Origin of the sequence: Geoalkalibacter ferrihydriticus DSM 17813 (assembly GCF_000820505.1) — a bacterium.
Classification (GTDB): Bacteria; Desulfobacterota; Desulfuromonadia; order Desulfuromonadales; family Geoalkalibacteraceae; genus Geoalkalibacter; species Geoalkalibacter ferrihydriticus.
In genome coordinates this window covers 247,490-268,107 of record NZ_JWJD01000001.1, presented here as the reverse complement: position 1 = coordinate 268,107, position 20,618 = coordinate 247,490, and the positions used below count along the sequence as shown (strand labels likewise).

Here is a 20,618-nt window from a genome sequence, read left to right as displayed (position 1 = left end):
GTCTGACTGGGGCTAGGGGTGAACGGTCACTGATTGACACTATCTCATCATCCACGCCTGTCAAGCAATTCCTATTTTCTTCCTTGGAAATCCGCTTTGACCATGATAGAAGATGCGGATTCTTTCATACTAACCGGCATCGAGGCTATTTCATGCAAAAGTTAACCGGAAAACAGGCACGTCACCTGCGCGCCCTTGGGCATCATCTCAATCCGACCGTCATGGTGGGCAAGGAAGAGATCGACGAACGGGTAATGCAATCCGTCGAAGAAGTGCTTGAAGCCCACGAGCTGATCAAGGTGAAGATCCAGAAAGGCTGCCTGACTGACCGCAAGGATGTGGCCGAGGAACTGGCGCGCCGCAGTGGTTCCGTCGTGGCGCAGATTCTCGGTCAAACGATCCTGCTTTATCGTCCGAGCGAAAAACAGCGTATCAGCCTACCTGCGGCTTCACCCAAGAGCTCGGCGAAAAAGGGATAATCGATCCTCGGTCCGGCTCGGGGCCGCTTGGCGTCGTCTCTTTTCAGTCCTCTGTAATTTTAGATGGCACAGCCCAAACCCGGTTGCGGGTACGGGCTATGCGCAAAAACCCATCCCCCCCGGTCTCGGCCAATCCGGCTTCCTCAGCCGGCGGCGACCGTTCGTCCGACCGCGCCACGCCGTCTTGCGCATAATGCCGCAACGACAGCAACTTTCAACGCCACCATCCACTCACATGGGCTCCCAACTCCTTGCGTCATCTTATCCTTATACGGGTTCATAAGGTTCAACGAGACGACGAAATTCGTCCAAAGCATAACGGTCCGTCATCCCTGCGATATAGTCGCAAATGGCGCGTTTATGCCCGTGTTGATCCATTTTTTTCTGTTGTTCGAGCGGGAGCAACTGGGGATTGGTCACATAGGCATCAAAGAGAAAAGTCAGGCAGCGCTCTGTTTTCAGCCGCATGCGTTCAACCTTATAATGCCGATACAGATATTTGTGAAGGAAGGTTTTGAGTTGCTGATTTTTTTCCGCGATTCCAGGGCTGAAACCGACCAGGCCGGCAGGGTGGGAACGCACGTCATCAACGGACTGGATACCGGCCGCACTTATTGCCTGCGTGGTCGTGGTGACCAGATCTTGAATCAGAGCGCCGATAAGATGACTGATGGTTTGGTGGATATGGCGGCTCTGGTCGGCGCCGGGGAATTTTTGCGCCACCATCATCCAGGTTTCCTCCCAGATCGCAACCTGCTCCAAATCGATTAAGGTTACATAGCCTGATTTTAGGCCATCGTCGATATCATGATTGTTGTAGGCGATTTCGTCGGCGAGATCAATAATCTGGGCCTCGATGGCGGGGCTGTGGCGGGGGTCATAATCGGCGAGCGCCGCATCATCCTCTTGCCCGATGCAGGCGCAAGAGTGCTTGATGATCCCTTCGCGGGTTTCCCAACTGAGATTAAGGCCGCAGAAGCCGGGATATCGTTCTTCAAGGAGCTCAACGATGCGCAAGGACTGACGGTTATGTTCAAATCCGCCCTGATCGGCCATCAACCGACTCAACACCTCTTCGCCGCTGTGGCCAAAGGGCGTATGACCGAGATCGTGGGCCAGGGCCAGGGCTTCGACGAGATCTTCGTTGAGCCGCATCTGCCGAGCGATGCCCCGGGCGATTTGAGCGACTTCCAGTGAATGGGTCAGACGGGTACGGTAGTAATCTCCTTCATGATTGACGAAGACCTGGGTTTTATATTCAAGACGGCGAAAGGCAGCGCAGTGGATAATGCGGTCGCGGTCACGTTCAAACGCGGGGCGATTGTCTTTAAAGGGTTCAGTATGACGGCGACCGCGGCTGTTGCTGCTGCGAGCGGCGTAAGGGGCGAGATCGGGACGTTCCATGCCTGGCAGGCTCCTGAAGAATTTAAAGTTTATCTCTTGTGCCTTGACCGTGGCACTTGATTATGTTAATTTTTTGAAGGTTTTCATGTATTTAGATGGCCTTCAGCATTTCGGCCGGGATATGGGGTCACCAGTGCGCATCGTCAGCGGCTCAGCTCGGGGCACCCGATTGGCAGGCCTCGCCGGAAAAGACATCCGGCCTACTTCCGATCGTGTTCGCGAGGCAATTTTCAGCATTATCTACAGCCGGTTGGGAGAACTGACCGGAAAAAGTGTGCTTGATCTTTATGCCGGAACCGGCGCCCTGGCTCTGGAAGCGTTGAGCCGTGGAGCGCAGCGCGCTGTTGTGATCGATGCCGCTCGCCAGGCGATCCGTACCATTGAATTCAACGCCCGCGCCTGTCGCCTGGCCGAAGGTGTTCAGATCCTGTGCGGTACGGTCGCAGAGCAACTCGCCCGACTGCCCGAAGACCAACCCTTCGATCTGATTTTCTTCGACCCGCCCTACGACAAAGGGCTTGTCGAAAAAACGCTTCAACTCATCGGCGATCTTGACGTACTCGCCGCAGGCGGTCTGGTCTGCGCCGAAAGTTCCGCACGCGAGAGCATTCCCACGATCGTCGCCGGCCAGGGTGCGACGCTGGTTCTTGCTGATTCGCGCATTTACGGAGCGACCGCCGTGCATTTTTTCACTCATTCAGACGCAGAGGATTCGCACGAATGAAAAAGCGCCTTGCGGTTTATCCCGGCTCCTTTGATCCAGTCACCTATGGCCATCTCGATATCATCCAGAGGGGGCTTGAAGTTTTTGATCACTTGATCATCGCGGTTGCAGGCAATTCCGAAAAAAGCGGTTTGTTCACCTTCGCCGAACGTCTTGGGTTGCTCGAAGAACTGGTGGGAGACAACCCACGCGTACAGATCGAAACTTTTCAGGGCCTGCTGGTGGATTATGTCGTTTCTCGTGGTGCCAGCGTCATTATCCGCGGCTTGCGCGCGGTTTCGGATTTCGAGTACGAGTTTCAACTGGCCCAGACCAACCGCGCCATTCACCCCGAGGTGGAAACCATCTTCATGATGACATCCGTTCCCTATGTCTACCTCAGTTCATCCGTCGTTAAAACCGTTGCCTCACTCGGCGGACCCGTCGACTCTTTTGTTCCGCCTCCTGTAAAGGCCGCGTTGCAGAAAAAATTCACCAACCTTCGTTCCAGCTGACACTTTCCGGAGGTCACCATGATTACCAAAGACATGAAAATTTCAGATGTTATCCGCAGGTATCCCGAAACAGTCGCGGTGTTTGAAAAGTTCGGCCTTGCCTGCATGGAATGCCAGATCGCCGATTACGAAGAGGTCGAGTACGGAGCCGGTAAACACCAGGTGAATCTTGATGACTTGATGACGGAGCTCAACCGGGCCGCGCGCAACTCCTAATCGGCCATCGCCGTCAATCGCGCGCCTGTTCCAATTTCAAGACGAGACGTTCAAGGGCATCCACCACCAACGCCTCGATCCGGCGACCCTTGTCCGCCGAAGCCTTGGTGGGATCGCCATGCACCCCTCCGGGCCAGTAACGGCGCTTGTCGCGCACCAGGATTGCTTGAGGGAAAGTCGGAACCTCCGCCCTCCCCCTGCCCTTGACCAGATGCGGCCGCGCGTGCAGAATGCGTGATGTCTCGATCTCGCCGGCATGCGCATCACCAGACGTTTCGATGATATCGCCTCCCTCCCCGACCGCCAGATCGTATTCGGTGACAACTGCAATCTGTGCCTCAGGCAACTTTTTCAACAACACCTCGCCCGCGTCAAGCAGCGTAGCATTGTGCGTCCCTCCGGCATGTCCGCTGATCAGCACGAAACAGCGCAGGCCGTTGCGATACAGATCGCTCACGATATCCACGGTCAGCGCTTTGAGGGTTTCGGTGGAAATCGAAATCGTCCCCGGATGATCCGCCGTTGAACGGCAGACGCCGTAGTGTATCGGGGGCGCAACAAACACAGCCCGCCGTTGCGCCAGTTTCAGGCAGACATCTTCGGCCTGCATGGTGTCGGTTCCCAAAGGCAGATGATCGCCGTGCTGCTCCACCACACCAAAGGGAATCAACACGGTGCGGGTGCGCTTCAATCCCTTTTCGAATTCCGGCATGGTGATTTCGGAAAGTATCATGAATTGCCCTTAAATCACTCGAAGCGCGACTTACAGAAGCCCGACAAAACGGTGAGTTTGAGGAATGATGCGAAGATTGGCGTGGATAGCGGACGCCTGACGCTGCAAATCGAGCAGGGTTGAGGCGCAAACCCCAATCTGCCCGTTACGGGTCAGAGGCTGCAGAACAAGTACGACTTCCGGTGCCGTTTCGTGAACCAGGCGTGCTGCGCGTAAGACCTCGCTTGCCGGTGTTTCCTCGCCGATGACCGCCTTGACATAACACTGCCTGCGGCGCGCAATGGAGAGAAATTCCCGATGGGCCGCCCAGGGGGTTGGGCACCCGCTGACCGAAGCCAGCTTGAGGTCCATGGAAATCCAGTCGAGATGGTCGATCAGTGTCTCCAAAGACGCCGCCAGTGTTCCATTGGTTTCCAGGTAGATGGGCATGATCTGGCGCAAGACCGGCAACCACTCACCCAGAACATTTGCCTGCAGAAGCGGCTCGCCCCCGGTAAGGCTCAGTGAATGGTGCATCTGCGGGGCCTCTTGATGCCAGCGGCAGAGAATTCCGGCAAGGATTTCCAGCGGCACCGGATTGGCCAGCCCACGAAACACCCCGGATCCTGGCGCATCTTCGATGCGGCATTCGGGAGTTGGCGCATAGGGAGTGTCGCAATAAGCACAATCGAGGTTGCACAGAGCGAAACGCAGAAATACCTGGCGACACCCCACCAGCAGACCCTCTCCCTGGATTGAGGAGAAGACCTCGAGAAGTGGGGCCTCAGTCGGCGGTATAGCTGGCACAGGCATTGTCCGATTCCCAGACGGTAATTCGTTCGACGATGACATTGCCATTATTGAGAGATTCCGTTAATTTCTCGAAAATAAACCGGGAAATATTCTCCGAAGAAGGACTTATTTCGTCAAATGGCTTAATTTCATTGAGATATTTATGGTCAAGCAGATCAAGAATGAGGTTGGTTTCGCGCTTGAGGATCTTGAAATCAATGGCCAGACCCGCCTTGTCAAGCTCGTGTGCACCCACCGTCACTTCAACTTTCCAGTTATGCCCGTGGAGATTCTCACAGTCTCCCTGGTAATGAATCAGGTTGTGGGCAGCAGCAAAGTGAGTCTGGATGGTTAAGTGATACATATTTTAATCCTTTGTCAGTTGTTGTCTTCCGAATCCGGTTGTGGAACTTTTTCCCCAAGGATAAAGTACTCCCCTTCTGCCCATTTGCCAAGATCCACCAAGCGGCATTTCTCACTGCAAAAAGGGCGGTGAGGATTCTCATCCCAGGAAACTTTTGTCCGGCAGCGCGGACAAGCGACCTGCCGTTTTTTTTCGTCTCCCATCTTATCGCCTCGTCCAAAAAAGAAAAAGCCTTCCAGTTGAGCTTTTTACGGGTAAAGTTTCCTTGAGAGGGCTGTGTGAAAAAAGCATACCTCTAACATAATGACAAGACAATCCTCATGCAACAGCATTTATCCCTGTGCTGTGCCGGACGCTGACAGCCCTTTTGCGGCGGAGAAATTGAGATCGTACAGCCTCAAGGGAAAACTTGGATCAAGGCAAGACGGCTCGTTTTCCATGGAGGAGTTGACAAATGACCACCACAGCCATTCGCGACCGCGCCAAAGGTGCCCTCATGGGCGCCTTGATCGGTGATGCCCTGGCCCTGGGTCCCCATTGGTATTACGACTTGGAGGAACTGCGCCGCGACTACGGCGAATGGATCAGCGACTACACCGACCCTAAACCCGGACGCTATCATGCCGGCCTCAAAGCAGGACAACTCTCTCAAGCCGGGTTTATCCTCACCCTTATGCTTGCCTCGTTGGCTGAATGCGGACATTATGATGAGGCCGATTTTTGCCGCCGCATGGACGAAGAACTCTTTCCCCTTCTCGACGGCACCCCGGTCAGTGGACCGGGCGGTTACACCAGTCAGTCCATCCGTGAAGCCTGGCGGCGGCGCGTACAAAAGAAACGGCCCTGGGGTCAGACAGGCGGGCATGCCGACACTACCGAAGCCATAGAGCGCACTCTTGCCATCGCGATTCGTTATGCTCTCCACCCCAAACAACTTGCCCAGAAGGTGGCCGGCAACACGGTTCTCACCCAAACCGATGAAACCGTGGTCTCAATGACCGTTGCCTATGGTGCGGTGCTCGGCCTGCTGGTCCAGGGGTACGCCCTGGATAACCAAATCTCGGCGAAGCTTATGGACTTGGTCAAATCCGGCGAATTGCCCTTTCACGCAGTCACCGGTGACAATCTCGAGCCACCTCGACCCGGTGATCCTGATCCGCCCCGCGCCGGTCGTTTCGCTTCTCCCGACGCCCTGCTGACGCCATCTTACATGGCCGCAGCCGTCGAGGATTCAGATATCCGCATAGAACCGGCCTGGAAAGTTTCCATCGTGTACGGCATGCCCTGCGCCATCTACCACCAACTGCCCGCAGCTTATTACCTTGCCGCACGTTACCCGCAGGATTTTGAGTTGGCCATTCTCCACGCCGTCAACGGTGGCGGCCAGAATCAAGCCCGCGCTATCCTCACAGGCGCCCTCGTCGGCGCCCAGGCAGGGTTCTCCCGCATTCCACAGCGCTTCGTCGATGGCCTCAAAAACTCTGCGACCCTTTGCAGCCTTGTCAACAGGTTGACCGCTAAAATACGGTGAAACCGCAACGCTCGAAAAGTTTTACGCAGAACCAAAAAAGAAAAACAGGGACTTACGCCGAGGAGGCACAAGTCCCTGTTTTTATTGATGGCGGCCCCGGCGCGATTCGAACGCACGACCCCTCGCTTAGGAGGCGAGTGCTCTATCCAGCTGAGCTACGGGGCCTGAAGCTGTAATCTTATACACCAACAATGGAGAGAGAACAACCCTGGCTTCCGATCATCAGTCAAACTGCATCAGACTGAAGACCTTGTCTGCCGGTAGACGCTGGCGGCCGTTGAGAAACTTGAGCTCCGTCATGAAGGCACATTCGACGATCTCGGCACCCAGGCTGGTCACCAACTCATAGACGGCGGCGACGGTACCACCGGTGGCGAGCAGATCGTCGGCAATAATGACCCGGGTTCCAGGCTGAAAAGCATCTTCGTGAATTTCTAGAGTATCCTCACCGTATTCCAGTTGATAGCTTTTCTTGCGCGTGCGAAAAGGCAGTTTTCCCGGCTTGCGGACCAGGGTCACCCCGGCACCGAGCTTGTATGCGAGAGCCGCGCCCAGAACAAATCCGCGGGCCTCGACTCCGACGACCTGGGCGATATTCTGCCCGAAATAGCGATGGGCAATGAGATCAACCATGCGGTGATAGCTCTTGGCATCCGAGAGAAGCGTGGTGATGTCCTTGAAAACGACCCCTTGTTTAGGAAAGTCCTGAATATCGCGAATGATTGATTTGAGTTCTTCCACGGTACATAACTCCTGAAAAAAAACCGACGCAGAATTTCCGGAATAGAAAGTTCGAAGGTTTCAGCTATGTTCTTCCCTGTTGGCCTTGGCGCTCGCTTCACCCTCTTCCATGATTTTGCGCAGCTTTTCGAGGCTCTTGGCTTCAATCTGACGAATGCGTTCACGGGTAACGCCGAATTTTCGACCTATGGTATCAAGAGTTTGCGGTTCGCGGTCCTCAAGCCCAAAACGCAGGCTGAGAATTTCGCGCTCGCTTTCATTCAGGGTCGCCAGCCATTCCTGAACGCGTGTGAATTTTTCAAGATCCTCAACCAGTCCTGAAGGGTCGATGGCCGAAGAGTCCTCAATCGTGTCCATGAGGCTGTAATCGCTGTTCTCACCCATGGGATGCTCGATGGAATAAGTCTTTTTGACCAGCACCATGAGTCGTCGCACGTAGGCCGGCTCGACGCCCATGGCTTCGGCAACCTCTTTGACCTGTGGTTCGCGATTGAGTTTCTGCTGCAGCTCGCGGCTGATTTTGATGAGTTTGTTGATATCGTCGGAAACGTGCACGGGAAGCCGTATGGTGCGGCTCTGATTGACCAATGCACGCTCGATGGACTGCCTGATCCACCAGGTGGCATAAGTGGAGAAGCGGCATTCCTTACTCAGCTTGAAGCGCTCCACCGCTTTGATCAATCCCATATTGCCTTCTTCGATCAGATCGAGAAAGGGAAGACCACGATTCATATAGCGCTTGGCAATTTTAACCACCAGGCGTAGGTTGGACTCGATCATACGGTCGCGCGCCGCCATTTCGCCCTTGGCAATGCGGCGCGCGAGCTCTCGTTCTTCTTCCGCGGTCAATAGTTTGGTTTTCTGAATTTCTTTCAGATAGAGCTTGATTGCGTCGTCGGAGTGGTCGCTGAAATCGCTTTTGGCCTCAACTTCCTCGCTTTCTTCCTCGACCTCTTCTTCGTCGTCATTGCGCCCTTCTTCCATCGCGTCGCTCTCTTCCTCTTCGAGTTCAACTTCTTCGAGTTCGCTCAGCTCGTCGTTCATTGTCGATCCTTTTAGTCGGGTTTCCCGGATGTGTTTGAGGCAGCGGAAAGTCTAGGAGAGCTGAGGTGCTATGGCAAGTAAAAAAGGGGATCAACCGTCTCCTTGCCACGACGCACCTCGAAATAAAGACGCGAAGCACCTCCCCCGGGCGGTGTGCCGACGGCGGCGATATGCTCGCCGCGCCCGACAAAGGTTCCATCCTGAACCAGATTTCGTTCATTGAAACCATAAACCGTGAAGAAATTGTCGTCATGCTCAACAATGATCAAGTTGCCATAACCGCGAATGCCATCCCCACTGTAAATGACCCGGCCGGAAGCTGCGGAGTGCACGGGACTGCCCTTGCCACCGGCTATTTCGATGCCTCGATTGGTGCCACCGCTTTGCTGTCCGAATTTTTTCAGGAGTTCGCCCTTCAACGGCCAGGCAAAATGCCCCTTGCCCACCGTGGAGGCCGCGGGCGGGCGAGACACAGGCGGAGTCTGCCGGGTCGGAGGCGGTTTGGCTGTTGGGGGTGCAGGTGGGGGCCTGGGAGCAGAAACAGACGCTGAGGGTCGAGCCGGTGGGGCCGGCCTCTGCGCAGTGGTCACCGCAGTGCCAACCCTTTTTTCCTGGGTGGCGCCGGGGATAAAGATGCGCTGCCCGGCGCGCAGTTGGGTTGGATCGCCGATGCCGTTGAGACGCGCCAGGTTTTTTTCATCCACGCCATAGCTACGGCTGATGCGGTAAAGAGTCTGTCCCGGCTCAACAGTGTGATAGATACCCTTATGGGGCGCACAGCTCCACAGAAGCGCTGCAAGCAATAAGCTGATAAGAGGGGAGATTAAACGTGCCATTGCGTCCCTTGGCTGATGCACGGCAAATCTGCACAGAAAAAGCGTTCCCGGCAATCATGGGATTCGGGGCCGGTTTCAGACAAGATATTTTACCACCCACACTCCCGCAACTAGAAGAATAAAAAAGACCAATGCCAGAAAGTTGAAATATTTCTCAATAAAGACGCGCACGGGAGGACCGAAGCGGTAAATAAACCATGCCACCAGAAAAAAGCGCAGACTTCGGCTGACCACGGAAGCCAGCACGAAGATCGGCACATTGATATGAAAGACCCCGGCGCCGACCGTAATGAGTTTGTAAGGAACGGGGGTAAATCCTGCAGAAAAGACCACCCAGAAATTGTAACGTTCAAACAGTTCCTGAACCTGAACAAAACCCTCCGGCGAAAAGCCGGGAATATACGTATAGAAAAAAGAATCCAGCGCATGCCACATTCCGAAACCCAGCAAATAGCCGAAAAGGCCACCAAGCACCGATCCGCAGGCTGCCAGGAAGGCAAAGCGAAAAGCGCGAGTCGGAAGAGACAAGGCCAGAGCGATCAGGAGAACATCAGGAGGGATGGGAAAAAAGGAGGATTCGGCAAACGCCAGAAAAAAAAGAGCGATGCCGCCATAAGGGGTTTGCGCCCAGGAAAGAACCCAATCGTAAAGCCGCCGCAAGCCAAACATTGATCAAGTCCCGTCATTCTGCCAGCCGTTGCCGCCGATGAGCGGAACGAACCTGCAATCGAGAAGACGCTCTTCTTCAAAACGCCCTTCTCCGGATTTGGTGACACGCATCAGTACCTGGCTGCCGAGGCTGCCAACGGGAATCACAAGGCGACCGCCCGGCCCGAGTTGATCCAGATAGCTGCGCGGAATGGAGGGCGCGCCTGCGGTAACGATGATTCCATCAAAAGGCTGCTGCTCTTCCCAGCCGAAAGTACCGTCAGTCACCTTGACGTTAACGTTGGTGCATCCGATCTGATCCAGAATCCGACGGGCCCGGCGGGCCAGTTCGGGAATACGCTCCACCGAGTAAACCCGACCGGCAATGCGCGCTAATACTGCTGCTTGGTAACCCGAACCTGTGCCGACTTCCAGAATTTTCTCTCCGCCTTTGAGTTGTAAGGCCTCCGTCATGACCGCCACCATGTAGGGTTGCGAAATGGTCTGGCGTTGCCCGATGGGCAATGGATAGTCGCCATAGGCCTGATCGGCCAGGGCCTGTTCCACAAACAAATGACGAGGAACCTGGAGCATGGCATCAAGCACCAGCGGGTCTTTGACACCGCGCGACTTAATGTGCTGCTCGACCATGCGGCGCCTGGAAATGGCAAAATCCATCAATAACCCTTAGGCCTACGTTATGATTGGGAAGAAAAAATATCCCAACGGGACAATTCATCAAATGAACGATAATTCGTGAGATCCAGATGAAGTGGAGTCAGCGAAACATAACCGCGGTGAACAGCGTGAAAATCCGTACCGTCGACATCCTTGAAATCGAGATCTCCGGCACCGATCCAATAATATTTGCGCCCGCGGGGATCGGTATTCTCAATAACGAGATCACCATAAATGCGCTTGCCCTGGCGAGTCAGACGAATCCCCTGAATCTGTGCGTCGTCAACCGGCGGGATATTGACATTAAAAAAGGTGTCCGTTGGCAGGCCATGAGTCATAAGCGTGCGGGCAAGTCGCGCTGCGATACGCGCCGCGGGGCGATAATCCTCACTGCACCCATGAGTCAGTGCCAAAGAAACGGCAAATGCCGGAACTCCCATCAGGGTAGCCTCCATTGCGGCGGCAACGGTTCCCGAATAGGTAATATCATCGCCCATGTTGGCCCCTCGGTTGATGCCGGAAACAACCAAGGCGGGACGTTCGCGAAACAAACCATGAATTCCGAGATTAACGCAATCGGTCGGAGTCCCGTCGATGGCGAACCAGTGAGGGCGAACTTCTTCGGCGCGCAAAGGCGAATGCAGGGTCAGGGAATGCCCGGTGGCACTGCGTTCCCGATCGGGCGCAACCACCACGATGCGACCTAGCTCGCTCAATTCCTGCGCCAGGGCGACGAGGCCGGGGGCGTGGATGCCGTCATCATTGGTAATCAGAATGAACAAGACGTATCAGTCCATGCGTGAAGATTAATCATCGCGCCGCGGAATTTTCGGGGAACACAAAGAATCACGCAAGACCTTAAGATCCTGGCGGATTTCGGAAAGGAGGTCAGGCGGTGGGGCAAAAAATTCAAGGGAGGGTTGCGCTGTCTCCGCACGCTCCTCCCTGAGTTTTTTGCGCGCTCCGGCAATGGTGAACCCCTCTTCGTAAAGAAGTTGCTTGAGGCGCAGCACCAGTTCGATGTCCTTGCGCTGATAAAGGCGTTGCTGCGTACGACTCTTTATGGGAGAAAAAGAGCCGAATTCCGATTCCCAGTATCGCAGGACATGGGGTTTGACACCCGTGATCCGGGAGACTTCACCGATCTTGAAGTAGAGCTTATCGGGGATCATGGCATTCGGAGCGCAGCACCTCTCGGCAGCACAGGGGCATCATCAGTCGGTATTGATCGACGCCTTCAGAACCTGACTGGGCTTAAATGTCAGAATGCGCCGCGAAGTAATTTCGATCTCATCACCCGTCTGGGGATTTCTACCTCGCCGTGAATCTTTTTCTTTTACAACGAAGTTACCGAACCCGGCGATTTTGATCTTCTCACCCTTTTCCAGGGTCGTTTTGATCAGGTCAAAGACCATTTCGACGATTTCGGCCGACTCTTTTTTGGAAAAGCCGGTTTTCAGATAAACATTTTCGATCAGATCCGCCTTGGTCATAGCACCTCCAGTACGCAAAACCCATGTCCTTGAATTTGCTGGTTTTATAACACAGGACAATAGGCACCGCAACCGATTTTTTCAGCGAATTTCAGCACCTAACTGATTTTCGAGACTTCGGATGATTCGCCCATGAGCCTTGCTGATTTCTTCATCAGTCAGGGTTTTCTCCGCAGAACGGTAGCGGACGCGAATCGCGACACTTTTTTTGTCCCCTGCGATCCCCTTGCCTCGGTAAACATCGAACAGCACGACGTCTTCCATATCTTGCGCCTTTGCCGAGTGCACGACATCGAGGATTTGCTGAGCGGTAACGGTTTCGTCAAACAACATGGCACTGTCGCGATAAACTCCGGGGAAGCGAGACAGGGCTGTGAATTCCGTGCGCCCCAGGCCGCATCGAGAAAGAGCCCCCAGATCCAAATCAAAGAGAAAGACCGCCTGCTCAATTTCGAAGGCGCTCAAAACCCTGGGATGAATTTCTCCCAAGTTGCCAAGCAGTTGTTCGTTGCCGTACAGTGCACAGCTTTTGCCGGGATGATAAAAGGACTCGCCGACCTCGCTGCGCCAGGAAAGATTTTGCAGGCGCAAGTGTCCCAGAAGTTCTTCCACAACGCCCTTGATATCGAAAAAGTCGACGGTCTCACCACTCTGGGACCAGCCAAGAGGACTGCGCCGGCCACACATAAGAGCGGTCAGCCGCGGGTTTTCCTCCGGCAGGTCCTCATTCTCACGGGGCAAAAAAACAGGCCGCAACTCAAACAGCCGCAAATCCGCGGCGCTGCGATGGGCAAGGTTCTGTGCAACCGTCTGCAGCAGGCTCGGCACCAAAGTGGTGCGTAAAACGGACTGCTCCTCGTTGAGCGGATTTAGCAAGCGCACCTGGTGACGACGGCCATCGTCCCCGGCGAGTCCCAAGCGGTCGAGTAAAGTCGGGCTGTTGAACGAATAATTAATCACTTCGTTGAAGCCGCAAGCTACCATCGTATCGCGCAACCGCCGCTCAAGGCTGCGCAGTTCGGGTTCACGCTGACAAAGGATGCGGCCTTGAGGCATGGTGGTCGGAATATGCTCATAGCCTTTGAGGCGCGCCACCTCTTCGATGAGATCCACCTCGCGCTCCAGGTCCGGGCGGAAAGTGGGAACCTCGACGTACAGCACGTCTTCCTTGCGATCGGCGGCCAACTCGGCCGCCAGAGCGATGGAGCGAAGCAAGCTTTGAATTTCGAAAATATCAATATCAATGCCCAGCAAACGGCTGGTTTTTTCTGCGGAGATGCTGAGTTTGCGGGGTGCAATGGGCTGCGGATAGCAATCAATCGCCCCTTTAGCGAGGGTACCGCCAGCGACTTCGACAATCAGAGCCGCTGCGCGGTCCAGGGCGCGCGGCACCATATCCACATCCGCGCCACGCTCGAAGCGATGCGAGGATTCGCTGTGCAGGCCCAGCCGCTTACTGGTACGGCGGATAGTCGGAGGATTAAAAAAGGCACTTTCCAGTAGAATATCGACGGTGTCGGGACGAATTTCTGAGTTTTCGCCACCCATGATGCCGGCCAGGGCCACCGGGCCCTGTGCGTCACAAATGGTGAGATCCCCACTGTTGAGAGTGCGCTCCTGGCTGTCGAGCGTCATGAATTTTTCGCCATCTCCGGCGCGGCGAACAAGAATGCGGCCACCCCGCAGCAGACTGAAATCAAAGGCGTGAAGCGGGTGGCCAAGTTCCATCAACACAAAGTTAGTGACATCGACAACGTTATTGATGGACCGCAGACCGATGGATTCCAGGCGACGCACGATCCACTGAGGCGAAGGGCCGATCTGGACCCCGCGAATCAGACGGGCGGCATAACGCGGACACATGCCGGGTTCCTCAATTGTCACGGAAGTCTGCTCGGTGATCGGTGCATCATCCTCGACAATCAGCGGTTGTGGCAATCGCAGGGATTTACCGGTCAACGCAGCAACTTCCCGCGCAACCCCAACCACGCTTAGACAGTCGGCGCGATTGGGCGTTAGTCCCAACTCAAACCGCACGTCTTTGAGACCAAGGGCGTCGAAAACAGGGGTGCCGGGAATCAAATCAGCCGGCAAGATGAGGATACCTTCGGCGTCTTCGGCTAAACCCAGCTCCTTTTCCGAACAGAGCATGCCATAGGATTCCTGCCCGCGAATTTTCGATTTCTTGATTTTGAAATCACCGGGCAGAACCGTTCCGACTTGGGCCAGAGCGACCAGGTCGCCGGTTTTGTGGTTCTTGGCGCCACACACCACCTGAACGACATCGGCACCCGTATCGACACGGCAAACCGTCAAGCGGTCGGCATCAGGATGCGCAGCGACCTCCTGCAAGCGCGCGACAATGACCGTGTCCAGCCCCTCGCCGATCTTCTCCATGCTATCGACTTCCAACCCGGTCATCGTCAGGCGGTGAGCCAATTCTTCGGGAGACAAATCGCAGTCGACGTATTCCTTGAGCCAGTTGTAGGTGAGAATCATCCCTTCACGTCCTTTATCAAAAAGTGCAACCCAAGCACCTGTTCTTTAAACGTTTTTTTGCTCAGAATTGCCGCAAAAACCGCACATCGTTTTCAAAAAACAGGCGCAGATCATTGACCCCGTACTTGAGCATGGCGATGCGCTCGATACCCATCCCGAAAGCGAAACCGGAATAGATGTCCGGGTCATAATTCACGGATTTGAACACTTCAGGATCGATCATGCCGCTGCCCAGGATCTCTAACCAGCCGCTTCCCTTACAAACCCGGCACCCACTGCCCTTGCAGATAACACACTGAATATCGACTTCAGCGGAAGGTTCGGTGAAGGGGAAAAAGGAAGGTCTGAAGCGCACCCCGATACTCTTGCCGAAATACTGACTGATAAAGGCGGTAAGAATACCCTTGAGGTCGCCGAAAGTGACATGGCGGTCAACCAGAAAACCCTCGACCTGATGAAACATAGGGCTATGCGTGATGTCGGAATCGCGACGATACACAGTCCCTGGAGCAATGACCCTTACCGGAGGCGCATGCTGCAACATGGTTCGTACCTGCACCGGCGAAGTATGGGTGCGCAGCAGCACATCTTCGGAAACAAAAAAGGTATCCTGCATGTCCCGCGCAGGGTGATCTTTGGGAAAGTTGAGAGCTTCAAAATTATAGAAATCCTTTTCCACTTCAGGGCCTTCGGCGATGCCGAACCCCAAGGCCGTAAATATGGAGCAGATTTCTTCCATCACCAGAGTGATAGGATGCTTGCTGCCGGTGAAGCGAACGCGGCCGGGCAAGGTTACATCGACCCGCTCCCGTTCCAGGCGAAGTCGGATTTCCTCATCGCGCACGATTGCGAGGCGTGCTTGGAAAATCTCTTCCAACTGGTCTTTAAGCTGATTGAGCAAGGCACCGAGTCCAGGACGCTCTTCGGCTGAAACGGAACCCAGCCCCTTCATGAGGGTGGTCAATTCGCCCTTCTTGCCGAGATAGCGCACCCGCGCCTGTTGCAGGTCGTTCTCGGTGGCGGCGCTTTGCAACGCCTGCCGCCCATCGGCGGCGATTGCCTCAAGTTTTTCCTTCATGATCCCCATCCAACCACTTAATAAAACATACTTTGGTTACAGGACAAACGAAGGTCGTGCGCACCGCTGTCCATGAAAAAGGATGGAAGCCCCAAAAGCCGGCTTCCACCAAAGACCACCTAAGCTGAATATGAAAAAAAAGAGATGAGGAGCCCCCATCTCTTTTTTTTCTTTGCGGCTTGATTTACTGCAGTTGAGCTTTTGCTTGCTCGACCACCCGGCTGAAGCCTGTCGGATCTTCTACCGCAAGTTGCGCCAGAATTTTCCGATCGAGTCCGACTTCCGCCTTCTTCAACCCATGCACCAGGCGACTATAGGACAATCCGTTGTCGCGCGATGCTGCATTGATACGCGCAATCCACAGAGCGCGAAAATCACGTTTGCGCACCCTGCGGTCACGGAAGGCATAGTTGAGCGCCCGGTCAACGGCTTCGGTTGCACTGCGGAACAACTTGCTGCGCGCGCCCCGGTAACCTTTGGCCAGTTTCAGAACCTTGTTTCTTCTGCGTCTCGCTTTGAATCCTCTTTTGACTCTCGGCATGATGTTGCTCCTTCTGGAAAAAAATAAGCGGCCGAAGCCGCTACCGGATCTGAAGGGGGAGACATGAACCCCTCAGTTCTCGGATTTTAAGCCGATAGGCAGTATCTGCCAATCAGAGATAAGGAATTAGGCGGCTGATATTGGCATGGTCACGACTGTCGACAATCGCTCCACCACGCAGATTGCGTTTGCGTTTGGTGCTTTTACTGGTCAGGATATGCCGCCGAAAAGCTCTATTGCGACGAATCTTGCCACTGCCGGTCTTGCTGAAGCGCTTAGCGGCTCCACGATTGGTTTTGATTTTGGGCATCAGACAAACTCCTTGCAAAAAAAATGAGAATTTTAGGATTTTTTTGTCGGCGAAACGATCATGGACATGAAGCGCCCTTGCAGATTGGGACGTCCTTCAACCTGACCGATATCCGCTATTTCCAAGGACGCTTTTTCCAGCAGCATCCGGCCACGTTCGGGGTGAGTGACCTCACGTCCACGAAACATGATGGTAAATTTGACTTTGTTGCCCTCTTCAAGAAAGCGTCGCGCGTTGCGTAACTTGACCTGAAAGTCGTGCTCCTCCGTCTTGGGGCGCATCTTTACTTCTTTCAACTCAACGCGGGCCATTTTCTTCTTGGCCTCGGCTGCCTTCTTGCTCTGCTGGTACTTGAACTTACCAAAGTCCATGATCCGGCAAACGGGCGGGTTCGCATTGGGCGAGACTTCAACCAGGTCGAGTCCCCGCTCCTGGGCTGCAGCCAGAGCATCACTCAAAGTCATGACCCCAAGCTGCTGGGATTCATCATCGATAACCCGAACCTCCCTGGCTCGAATGGCGCGATTGATATTGGTTTCTGGCTTAGCTATGATGCGACCTCCTAGTGATATTGTTTACACTCATCCCGGACAAAGTCGGCAAACTCCGCGGGAGTCATGGAATCCAGCATTTTGCCGGACCTGTGCCGTGGAGCAACACTCCCCTGCTCCATCTCTTTGTCGCCGATTACCAGCATATATGGAATTTTCTCAACCTGCGCTTCGCGAATCTTAAAACCTAGCTTTTCGTTGCGCAAATCCTTACGGACTCGCACACCGGCGGAGCGCAGATCGTTAAACACCTGCTCGGCATAGGCAGCCTGATTATCCGTCACATTCAGCACAACGGCCTGTACCGGAGAAATCCACAAAGGGAAGTTGCCGGCGTAATGTTCAATCAGAATGCCGATAAACCGCTCGATGGAGCCGAGAATGACACGATGCACCATAACCGGGCGGTGCTTCTCGCCATCATTTCCCACATAGGTCAGATCGAATCGCTCGGGCAGGGTAAAATCGCACTGGATTGTAGCACACTGCCACCGCCTGTCAAGGGCATCCTTGAGCTTGATATCGATCTTCGGGCCATAGAAGGCACCGTCGCCCTCGTTGACCTCAAAGGGCAACCCAGTGTCCTTTAGAGCACTCATCAGAGCTTGGGTGGCGCGCTCCCAATCCTCTTCAGCACCGATAGACTTTTCGGGACGCGTGGAAATTTCCAGTTCGTACTCGAAACCGAAAATATCCATAACATCGCGCACAAATTGCAGAACGCCCTTAATTTCGCTGTCAAGCTGCTCGGGGGTGCAGAGAATATGCGCGTCGTCCTGCGTAAAACCGCGTACCCGCGTCAAGCCATGCAGAACGCCCGATTTTTCGTGCCGATGCACCGTGCCCAATTCAAAGAAACGCAATGGAAGGTCGCGATAAGAGCGGATATGCGATTTATAGATAAGCATGTGGGACAAGCAGTTCATCGGCTTAATGCCGTAACTCTGCTCCTCCACATCAGTGAAATACATGTTCTCGCGATAATTGTCGTAATGCCCCGAGGTTTTCCAAAGATCGGTACGCAAAAGCTGCGGACCCATGACAATATCGTAGCCGCGCCGGAGGTGTTCGCGGCGCTCAAAATCTTCCAGAACAGTGCGCAGCAACGCGCCCTTGGGATGCCAGATCACCAGGCCGGCACCCGCCTCCTCGCTGAAGGAGAAAAGATCGAGCTCACGACCAAGCTTGCGATGATCGCGTTTGCGGGCTTCTTCGAGACGATGCAGATATGCTTTGAGTTCTTTGCGATCTGGAAAGCTGGTTGCATAAAGGCGTTGCAGCATCGCCTTGTTCTCGTCGCCGCGCCAATAGGCTCCGGCCACGCTGGTAAGTTTAAACGCCTTGATGAGCCCCGTGGAAGGAAGATGCGGGCCGCGGCACAAATCAACAAAATCGCCCTGACGGTAAAGTGAGACCGTCTCATTGGGCAGGTCCTCGATCAGCTCGACCTTGTAAGTCTCCCCCATCTCGCGAAATAGTTGGATGGCGCTTTCACGCGTCATCTCTTCGCGCCGTATGGGAAGGTCCGCGGCAGCCAATTCAGCCATTTTATTTTCGATGGCGGCGAATTCTTCCGGGGTAAACTTATGGGTGTCGCTGTAAAAATCGTAGTAGAAGCCGTTTTCGATGGCGGGACCGATAGTCACCTGGACGTCCTGCCCGAAAAGAGCCTTGACGGCATGAGCCATAAGATGGGCAGTAGAATGGCGATAAACATCAAGGCCTTCGGCGCTGCTCAGGGTGAGCAGTTCAAGGCGGCAATCCTGCAGCAAAGGGGTTTGGATGTCGACCAACTCTCCGTCAACCCGGGCCGCGACCGCTTGGCGAGCCAGCCGTTCACCGATGGCGCGAGCGACGTCCAGAGCTGTGGTGCCGGCCGGAAAATCTTTCATTGATCCGTCCGGAAGTTCTATCTGCACCTTGCTCATGACCTACTCCGCGAATAAAAAGAGGCATCCGAAGATGCCTCAAGGAAACATGATTGCGGGTGATTGCAATTGGTAGGCACGGGCGGGATTGAACCGCCGACCCCTACCGTGTCAAGGTAGTGCTCTCCCACTGAGCTACGTGCCTCCATCCGCAATGCCGGTAACTTTTAACAGAATACTTTAAATGATGTCAAGCCCTTTGTTGAACGAGCAAGCATTTTTCATGTCGCGACGAAACATTCAGGCAAGATCGTTTTCGATACGAATAAGGTGACTTTTTTCCCGCACCAGTTCCAGTTGGTCGATCTCTGCTAAAGCGGCACGAACATTCGCCTCGCCCGCGTCATGGGTCATGATCACGATGGGGACCGCGCCTCCGATCTGGCGCTCAGGCTGCATCATGGATGCGATGCTGATGTCGTGGTTGCCGAGAATGCCGGCAATCTGCGCCAGAACGCCGGGGCGATCCAGGACACCGACGCGCAGATAATAGTGACCGACGAGTTCCTCCATGGGCCGCACCGGCAAATCAGCTCGCACTGCCACAGCACAGCCCATGGAAGGTGTTCTCAGGGGGCCTTTGCGCAAAAGATCGCGCGTTACCGCCATGGCATCGCCCATCACCGCACTGGCAGTGGCATCCATGCCCGCGCCCTGCCCATGGAGCATAACCGGTCCGACAAAATCACCCTGCAGGCGCACGGCATTGAATACGCCACCGACATCCGCCAGCGGATGGCTTATGGGTATCATGGTCGGATGCACCCGCGCTTCAACCTTGCCATAGCCCAACTTGCCGATGGCAAGCAATTTTATTTCGTAACCAAACTGCTTGGCAAACTGCAGATCCAGAGCCGAGATATTCGAAATTCCCTCGGTATAGATACTTTTGAAATCGACACGCGTTCCAAAGCACAGGGAAATCAAAATCGCAAGCTTATGAGATGTATCGACCCCTTCGATGTCAAAGGTCGGGTCGGCTTCGGCGTAGCCCTGGGTCTGTGCATCTTTGAGAACTGTCTCAAACTCCTGCCCTTCGCGACTCATTCGGCTCAAAATGTAGTTGCAGGTCCCGTTGAGTATCCCGAGAACGCTGCGAAAGCGGTTGGCGCACAGGCTTTCTTTGATGGCCGAGATGACCGGGATGCCCCCCGCCACGGCCGCCTCAAACATGACGCTGACCCCCTGCTTCTCGGCTGCGGCAAGAATTTCGTCACCGTGGAGTGCGAGCAGAGCTTTGTTGGCGGTAATGACGTGCTTGCCCTGCGCTATGGCCTCAAGGACGAAAGTGCGAGCCGGCTCGTAGCCACCGATCAACTCGATTATGATTTTGATATCCGGATCACGAATCACCGCATAGGCATCCGTCGTCAACAAAGCCGGATCAAGAGAAATCCCTCGATCGGTGGTGATGTCCAGGTCGGCGATTTTAACCAGTCGCAACCTTGCGCCAAGGCGCTTTTCCATGAGTTCGGCGTTTTTTTGAAAGACCTTCACCACCCCGGTACCGATGGTACCAAGACCGATGAGCCCTGCCTTGATTTCTTTCATAGCT

General features: G+C 54.7%; 25 protein-coding genes and 2 tRNA genes. 5 read left to right on the top strand and 22 right to left on the bottom strand.

The features are described from left to right. The first annotated feature begins 152 nt into the window (after window positions 1-152). A complete protein-coding gene (gene yhbY, locus GFER_RS01360) occupies window positions 153-479 on the top strand; it encodes a ribosome assembly RNA-binding protein YhbY (protein WP_040095391.1) in 327 nt (108 codons plus the stop codon). Between the two features lie 267 nt (window positions 480-746). Here yhbY and GFER_RS01355 read toward each other — a convergent pair whose 3' ends face one another. Next, on the bottom strand, window positions 747-1,883 hold the full coding sequence (locus GFER_RS01355; protein WP_040095389.1) for a deoxyguanosinetriphosphate triphosphohydrolase: 1,137 nt from the start codon (window positions 1,881-1,883) through the stop codon (window positions 747-749). A gap of 85 nt (window positions 1,884-1,968) precedes the next feature. On the opposite strand from GFER_RS01355, the gene rsmD reads away from it, so the two are divergent. From rsmD to GFER_RS01340, 3 genes are read left to right on the top strand one after another with little or no spacing between them, the layout of a single operon-like run. After that, window positions 1,969-2,607: a 16S rRNA (guanine(966)-N(2))-methyltransferase RsmD gene (rsmD, locus tag GFER_RS01350; protein WP_161807370.1), complete on the top strand. Its 639-nt coding sequence runs from the start codon at window positions 1,969-1,971 to the stop codon at window positions 2,605-2,607. Beyond that, on the top strand, window positions 2,604-3,101 hold the full coding sequence (gene coaD / locus GFER_RS01345) for a pantetheine-phosphate adenylyltransferase (protein WP_040095387.1): 498 nt from the start codon (window positions 2,604-2,606) through the stop codon (window positions 3,099-3,101). The genes rsmD and coaD overlap by 4 nt, the downstream gene beginning before the upstream one ends. Window positions 3,102-3,119: 18 nt before the next feature. Continuing rightward, a complete protein-coding gene (locus GFER_RS01340) occupies window positions 3,120-3,317 on the top strand; it encodes a DUF1858 domain-containing protein (protein ID WP_040095385.1) in 198 nt (65 codons plus the stop codon). A gap of 13 nt (window positions 3,318-3,330) precedes the next feature. On the opposite strand, the gene GFER_RS01335 is transcribed toward GFER_RS01340, so the two are convergent. From GFER_RS01335 to GFER_RS18085, 4 genes are read right to left on the bottom strand one after another with little or no spacing between them, the layout of a single operon-like run. Beyond that, window positions 3,331-4,050: a creatininase family protein gene (locus GFER_RS01335; RefSeq protein WP_040095383.1), complete on the bottom strand. Its 720-nt coding sequence runs from the start codon at window positions 4,048-4,050 to the stop codon at window positions 3,331-3,333. 30 nt (window positions 4,051-4,080) lie between these two features. Continuing rightward, entirely contained in the window at window positions 4,081-4,842 is a 762-nt protein-coding gene (locus tag GFER_RS01330) for a 7-carboxy-7-deazaguanine synthase QueE (RefSeq protein ID WP_040095381.1), read from the bottom strand. Beyond that, window positions 4,814-5,185, bottom strand: coding sequence for a 6-carboxytetrahydropterin synthase QueD (gene queD, locus GFER_RS01325; protein WP_040095379.1), 372 nt, complete (start codon window positions 5,183-5,185; stop codon window positions 4,814-4,816). The genes GFER_RS01330 and queD overlap by 29 nt, the downstream gene beginning before the upstream one ends. A gap of 14 nt (window positions 5,186-5,199) precedes the next feature. Further along, a complete protein-coding gene (locus tag GFER_RS18085) occupies window positions 5,200-5,388 on the bottom strand; it encodes a DNA gyrase inhibitor YacG (RefSeq protein ID WP_074669543.1) in 189 nt (62 codons plus the stop codon). A gap of 251 nt (window positions 5,389-5,639) precedes the next feature. On the opposite strand from GFER_RS18085, the gene GFER_RS01320 reads away from it, so the two are divergent. Continuing rightward, a complete protein-coding gene (locus GFER_RS01320; protein WP_040095377.1) occupies window positions 5,640-6,716 on the top strand; it encodes an ADP-ribosylglycohydrolase family protein in 1,077 nt (358 codons plus the stop codon). A gap of 88 nt (window positions 6,717-6,804) precedes the next feature. On the opposite strand, the gene GFER_RS01315 is transcribed toward GFER_RS01320, so the two are convergent. The 17 genes from GFER_RS01315 to GFER_RS01235 form a co-directional block, all read right to left on the bottom strand. After that, window positions 6,805-6,881, bottom strand: a tRNA-Arg gene (locus GFER_RS01315). Window positions 6,882-6,938: 57 nt separating this feature from the next. After that, on the bottom strand, window positions 6,939-7,457 hold the full coding sequence (locus GFER_RS01310; RefSeq protein WP_040095375.1) for an adenine phosphoribosyltransferase: 519 nt from the start codon (window positions 7,455-7,457) through the stop codon (window positions 6,939-6,941). Between the two features lie 60 nt (window positions 7,458-7,517). Then, the gene (locus GFER_RS01305) at window positions 7,518-8,501 is read right to left on the bottom strand and encodes a sigma-70 family RNA polymerase sigma factor (protein ID WP_040095374.1); all 984 of its coding nucleotides are present in this window, start codon (window positions 8,499-8,501) and stop codon (window positions 7,518-7,520) included. 68 nt (window positions 8,502-8,569) lie between these two features. Next, window positions 8,570-9,337 (bottom strand): peptidoglycan DD-metalloendopeptidase family protein, encoded by a 768-nt coding sequence (locus GFER_RS01300; RefSeq protein ID WP_040095372.1) that lies wholly within the window; start codon window positions 9,335-9,337, stop codon window positions 8,570-8,572. A 75-nt stretch (window positions 9,338-9,412) separates the two neighbouring features. After that, window positions 9,413-10,006 carry a YqaA family protein gene (locus GFER_RS01295; protein ID WP_040095370.1) on the bottom strand — a complete coding sequence of 198 codons (594 nt, stop codon included), beginning with the start codon at window positions 10,004-10,006 and terminating at the stop codon, window positions 9,413-9,415. A 3-nt stretch (window positions 10,007-10,009) separates the two neighbouring features. Beyond that, window positions 10,010-10,663 (bottom strand): protein-L-isoaspartate(D-aspartate) O-methyltransferase, encoded by a 654-nt coding sequence (locus GFER_RS01290; protein WP_040095368.1) that lies wholly within the window; start codon window positions 10,661-10,663, stop codon window positions 10,010-10,012. Between the two features lie 20 nt (window positions 10,664-10,683). Continuing rightward, complete coding sequence (gene surE / locus GFER_RS01285; RefSeq protein WP_040095365.1) at window positions 10,684-11,445, bottom strand: 5'/3'-nucleotidase SurE; 762 nt, start codon at window positions 11,443-11,445, stop codon at window positions 10,684-10,686. A 24-nt stretch (window positions 11,446-11,469) separates the two neighbouring features. Further along, window positions 11,470-11,835, bottom strand: coding sequence for a MerR family transcriptional regulator (locus tag GFER_RS01280; RefSeq protein WP_040095363.1), 366 nt, complete (start codon window positions 11,833-11,835; stop codon window positions 11,470-11,472). Window positions 11,836-11,877: 42 nt separating this feature from the next. Continuing rightward, a complete protein-coding gene (locus GFER_RS01275; protein WP_040095361.1) occupies window positions 11,878-12,156 on the bottom strand; it encodes an integration host factor subunit alpha in 279 nt (92 codons plus the stop codon). Window positions 12,157-12,237: 81 nt separating this feature from the next. Then, complete coding sequence (gene pheT, locus GFER_RS01270) at window positions 12,238-14,655, bottom strand: phenylalanine--tRNA ligase subunit beta (RefSeq protein WP_040095359.1); 2,418 nt, start codon at window positions 14,653-14,655, stop codon at window positions 12,238-12,240. Window positions 14,656-14,716: 61 nt separating this feature from the next. Then, window positions 14,717-15,733, bottom strand: coding sequence for a phenylalanine--tRNA ligase subunit alpha (gene pheS / locus GFER_RS01265; protein ID WP_040095357.1), 1,017 nt, complete (start codon window positions 15,731-15,733; stop codon window positions 14,717-14,719). A gap of 184 nt (window positions 15,734-15,917) precedes the next feature. Then, window positions 15,918-16,274 (bottom strand): 50S ribosomal protein L20, encoded by a 357-nt coding sequence (gene rplT, locus GFER_RS01260; RefSeq protein WP_040095355.1) that lies wholly within the window; start codon window positions 16,272-16,274, stop codon window positions 15,918-15,920. Between the two features lie 112 nt (window positions 16,275-16,386). After that, window positions 16,387-16,584, bottom strand: coding sequence for a 50S ribosomal protein L35 (gene rpmI / locus GFER_RS01255; RefSeq protein WP_040095353.1), 198 nt, complete (start codon window positions 16,582-16,584; stop codon window positions 16,387-16,389). A 32-nt stretch (window positions 16,585-16,616) separates the two neighbouring features. After that, window positions 16,617-17,135 carry a translation initiation factor IF-3 gene (gene infC / locus GFER_RS01250; RefSeq protein ID WP_040095350.1) on the bottom strand — a complete coding sequence of 173 codons (519 nt, stop codon included), beginning with the start codon at window positions 17,133-17,135 and terminating at the stop codon, window positions 16,617-16,619. Between the two features lie 11 nt (window positions 17,136-17,146). After that, window positions 17,147-19,063 carry a threonine--tRNA ligase gene (thrS, locus tag GFER_RS01245; protein ID WP_040095348.1) on the bottom strand — a complete coding sequence of 639 codons (1,917 nt, stop codon included), beginning with the start codon at window positions 19,061-19,063 and terminating at the stop codon, window positions 17,147-17,149. A gap of 70 nt (window positions 19,064-19,133) precedes the next feature. Further along, window positions 19,134-19,208: transfer RNA gene (locus GFER_RS01240), tRNA-Val, on the bottom strand. Window positions 19,209-19,303: 95 nt separating this feature from the next. Continuing rightward, window positions 19,304-20,614 carry a homoserine dehydrogenase gene (locus GFER_RS01235; RefSeq protein ID WP_040095346.1) on the bottom strand — a complete coding sequence of 437 codons (1,311 nt, stop codon included), beginning with the start codon at window positions 20,612-20,614 and terminating at the stop codon, window positions 19,304-19,306. Between the last annotated feature and the right edge of the window lie 4 nt (window positions 20,615-20,618).

Coding starts and splice junctions, on each gene's coding strand:
- yhbY (WP_040095391.1), top strand. CDS start 153: ATGCAAAAGTTAACCGGAAAACAGGCACGTCACCTGCGCGCCCTTGGG.
- GFER_RS01355 (WP_040095389.1), bottom strand. CDS start 1,883: ATGGAACGTCCCGATCTCGCCCCTTACGCCGCTCGCAGCAGCAACAGC.
- rsmD (WP_161807370.1), top strand. CDS start 1,969: ATGTATTTAGATGGCCTTCAGCATTTCGGCCGGGATATGGGGTCACCA.
- coaD (WP_040095387.1), top strand. CDS start 2,604: ATGAAAAAGCGCCTTGCGGTTTATCCCGGCTCCTTTGATCCAGTCACC.
- GFER_RS01340 (WP_040095385.1), top strand. CDS start 3,120: ATGATTACCAAAGACATGAAAATTTCAGATGTTATCCGCAGGTATCCC.
- GFER_RS01335 (WP_040095383.1), bottom strand. CDS start 4,050: ATGATACTTTCCGAAATCACCATGCCGGAATTCGAAAAGGGATTGAAG.
- GFER_RS01330 (WP_040095381.1), bottom strand. CDS start 4,842: ATGCCTGTGCCAGCTATACCGCCGACTGAGGCCCCACTTCTCGAGGTC.
- queD (WP_040095379.1), bottom strand. CDS start 5,185: ATGTATCACTTAACCATCCAGACTCACTTTGCTGCTGCCCACAACCTG.
- GFER_RS18085 (WP_074669543.1), bottom strand. CDS start 5,388: ATGGGAGACGAAAAAAAACGGCAGGTCGCTTGTCCGCGCTGCCGGACA.
- GFER_RS01320 (WP_040095377.1), top strand. CDS start 5,640: ATGACCACCACAGCCATTCGCGACCGCGCCAAAGGTGCCCTCATGGGC.
- GFER_RS01305 (WP_040095374.1), bottom strand. CDS start 8,501: ATGAACGACGAGCTGAGCGAACTCGAAGAAGTTGAACTCGAAGAGGAA.
- GFER_RS01300 (WP_040095372.1), bottom strand. CDS start 9,337: ATGGCACGTTTAATCTCCCCTCTTATCAGCTTATTGCTTGCAGCGCTT.
- GFER_RS01295 (WP_040095370.1), bottom strand. CDS start 10,006: ATGTTTGGCTTGCGGCGGCTTTACGATTGGGTTCTTTCCTGGGCGCAA.
- GFER_RS01290 (WP_040095368.1), bottom strand. CDS start 10,663: ATGGATTTTGCCATTTCCAGGCGCCGCATGGTCGAGCAGCACATTAAG.
- GFER_RS01280 (WP_040095363.1), bottom strand. CDS start 11,835: ATGATCCCCGATAAGCTCTACTTCAAGATCGGTGAAGTCTCCCGGATC.
- GFER_RS01275 (WP_040095361.1), bottom strand. CDS start 12,156: ATGACCAAGGCGGATCTGATCGAAAATGTTTATCTGAAAACCGGCTTT.
- pheT (WP_040095359.1), bottom strand. CDS start 14,655: ATGATTCTCACCTACAACTGGCTCAAGGAATACGTCGACTGCGATTTG.
- pheS (WP_040095357.1), bottom strand. CDS start 15,733: ATGAAGGAAAAACTTGAGGCAATCGCCGCCGATGGGCGGCAGGCGTTG.
- rplT (WP_040095355.1), bottom strand. CDS start 16,274: ATGCCGAGAGTCAAAAGAGGATTCAAAGCGAGACGCAGAAGAAACAAG.
- rpmI (WP_040095353.1), bottom strand. CDS start 16,584: ATGCCCAAAATCAAAACCAATCGTGGAGCCGCTAAGCGCTTCAGCAAG.
- thrS (WP_040095348.1), bottom strand. CDS start 19,063: ATGAGCAAGGTGCAGATAGAACTTCCGGACGGATCAATGAAAGATTTT.
- GFER_RS01235 (WP_040095346.1), bottom strand. CDS start 20,614: ATGAAAGAAATCAAGGCAGGGCTCATCGGTCTTGGTACCATCGGTACC.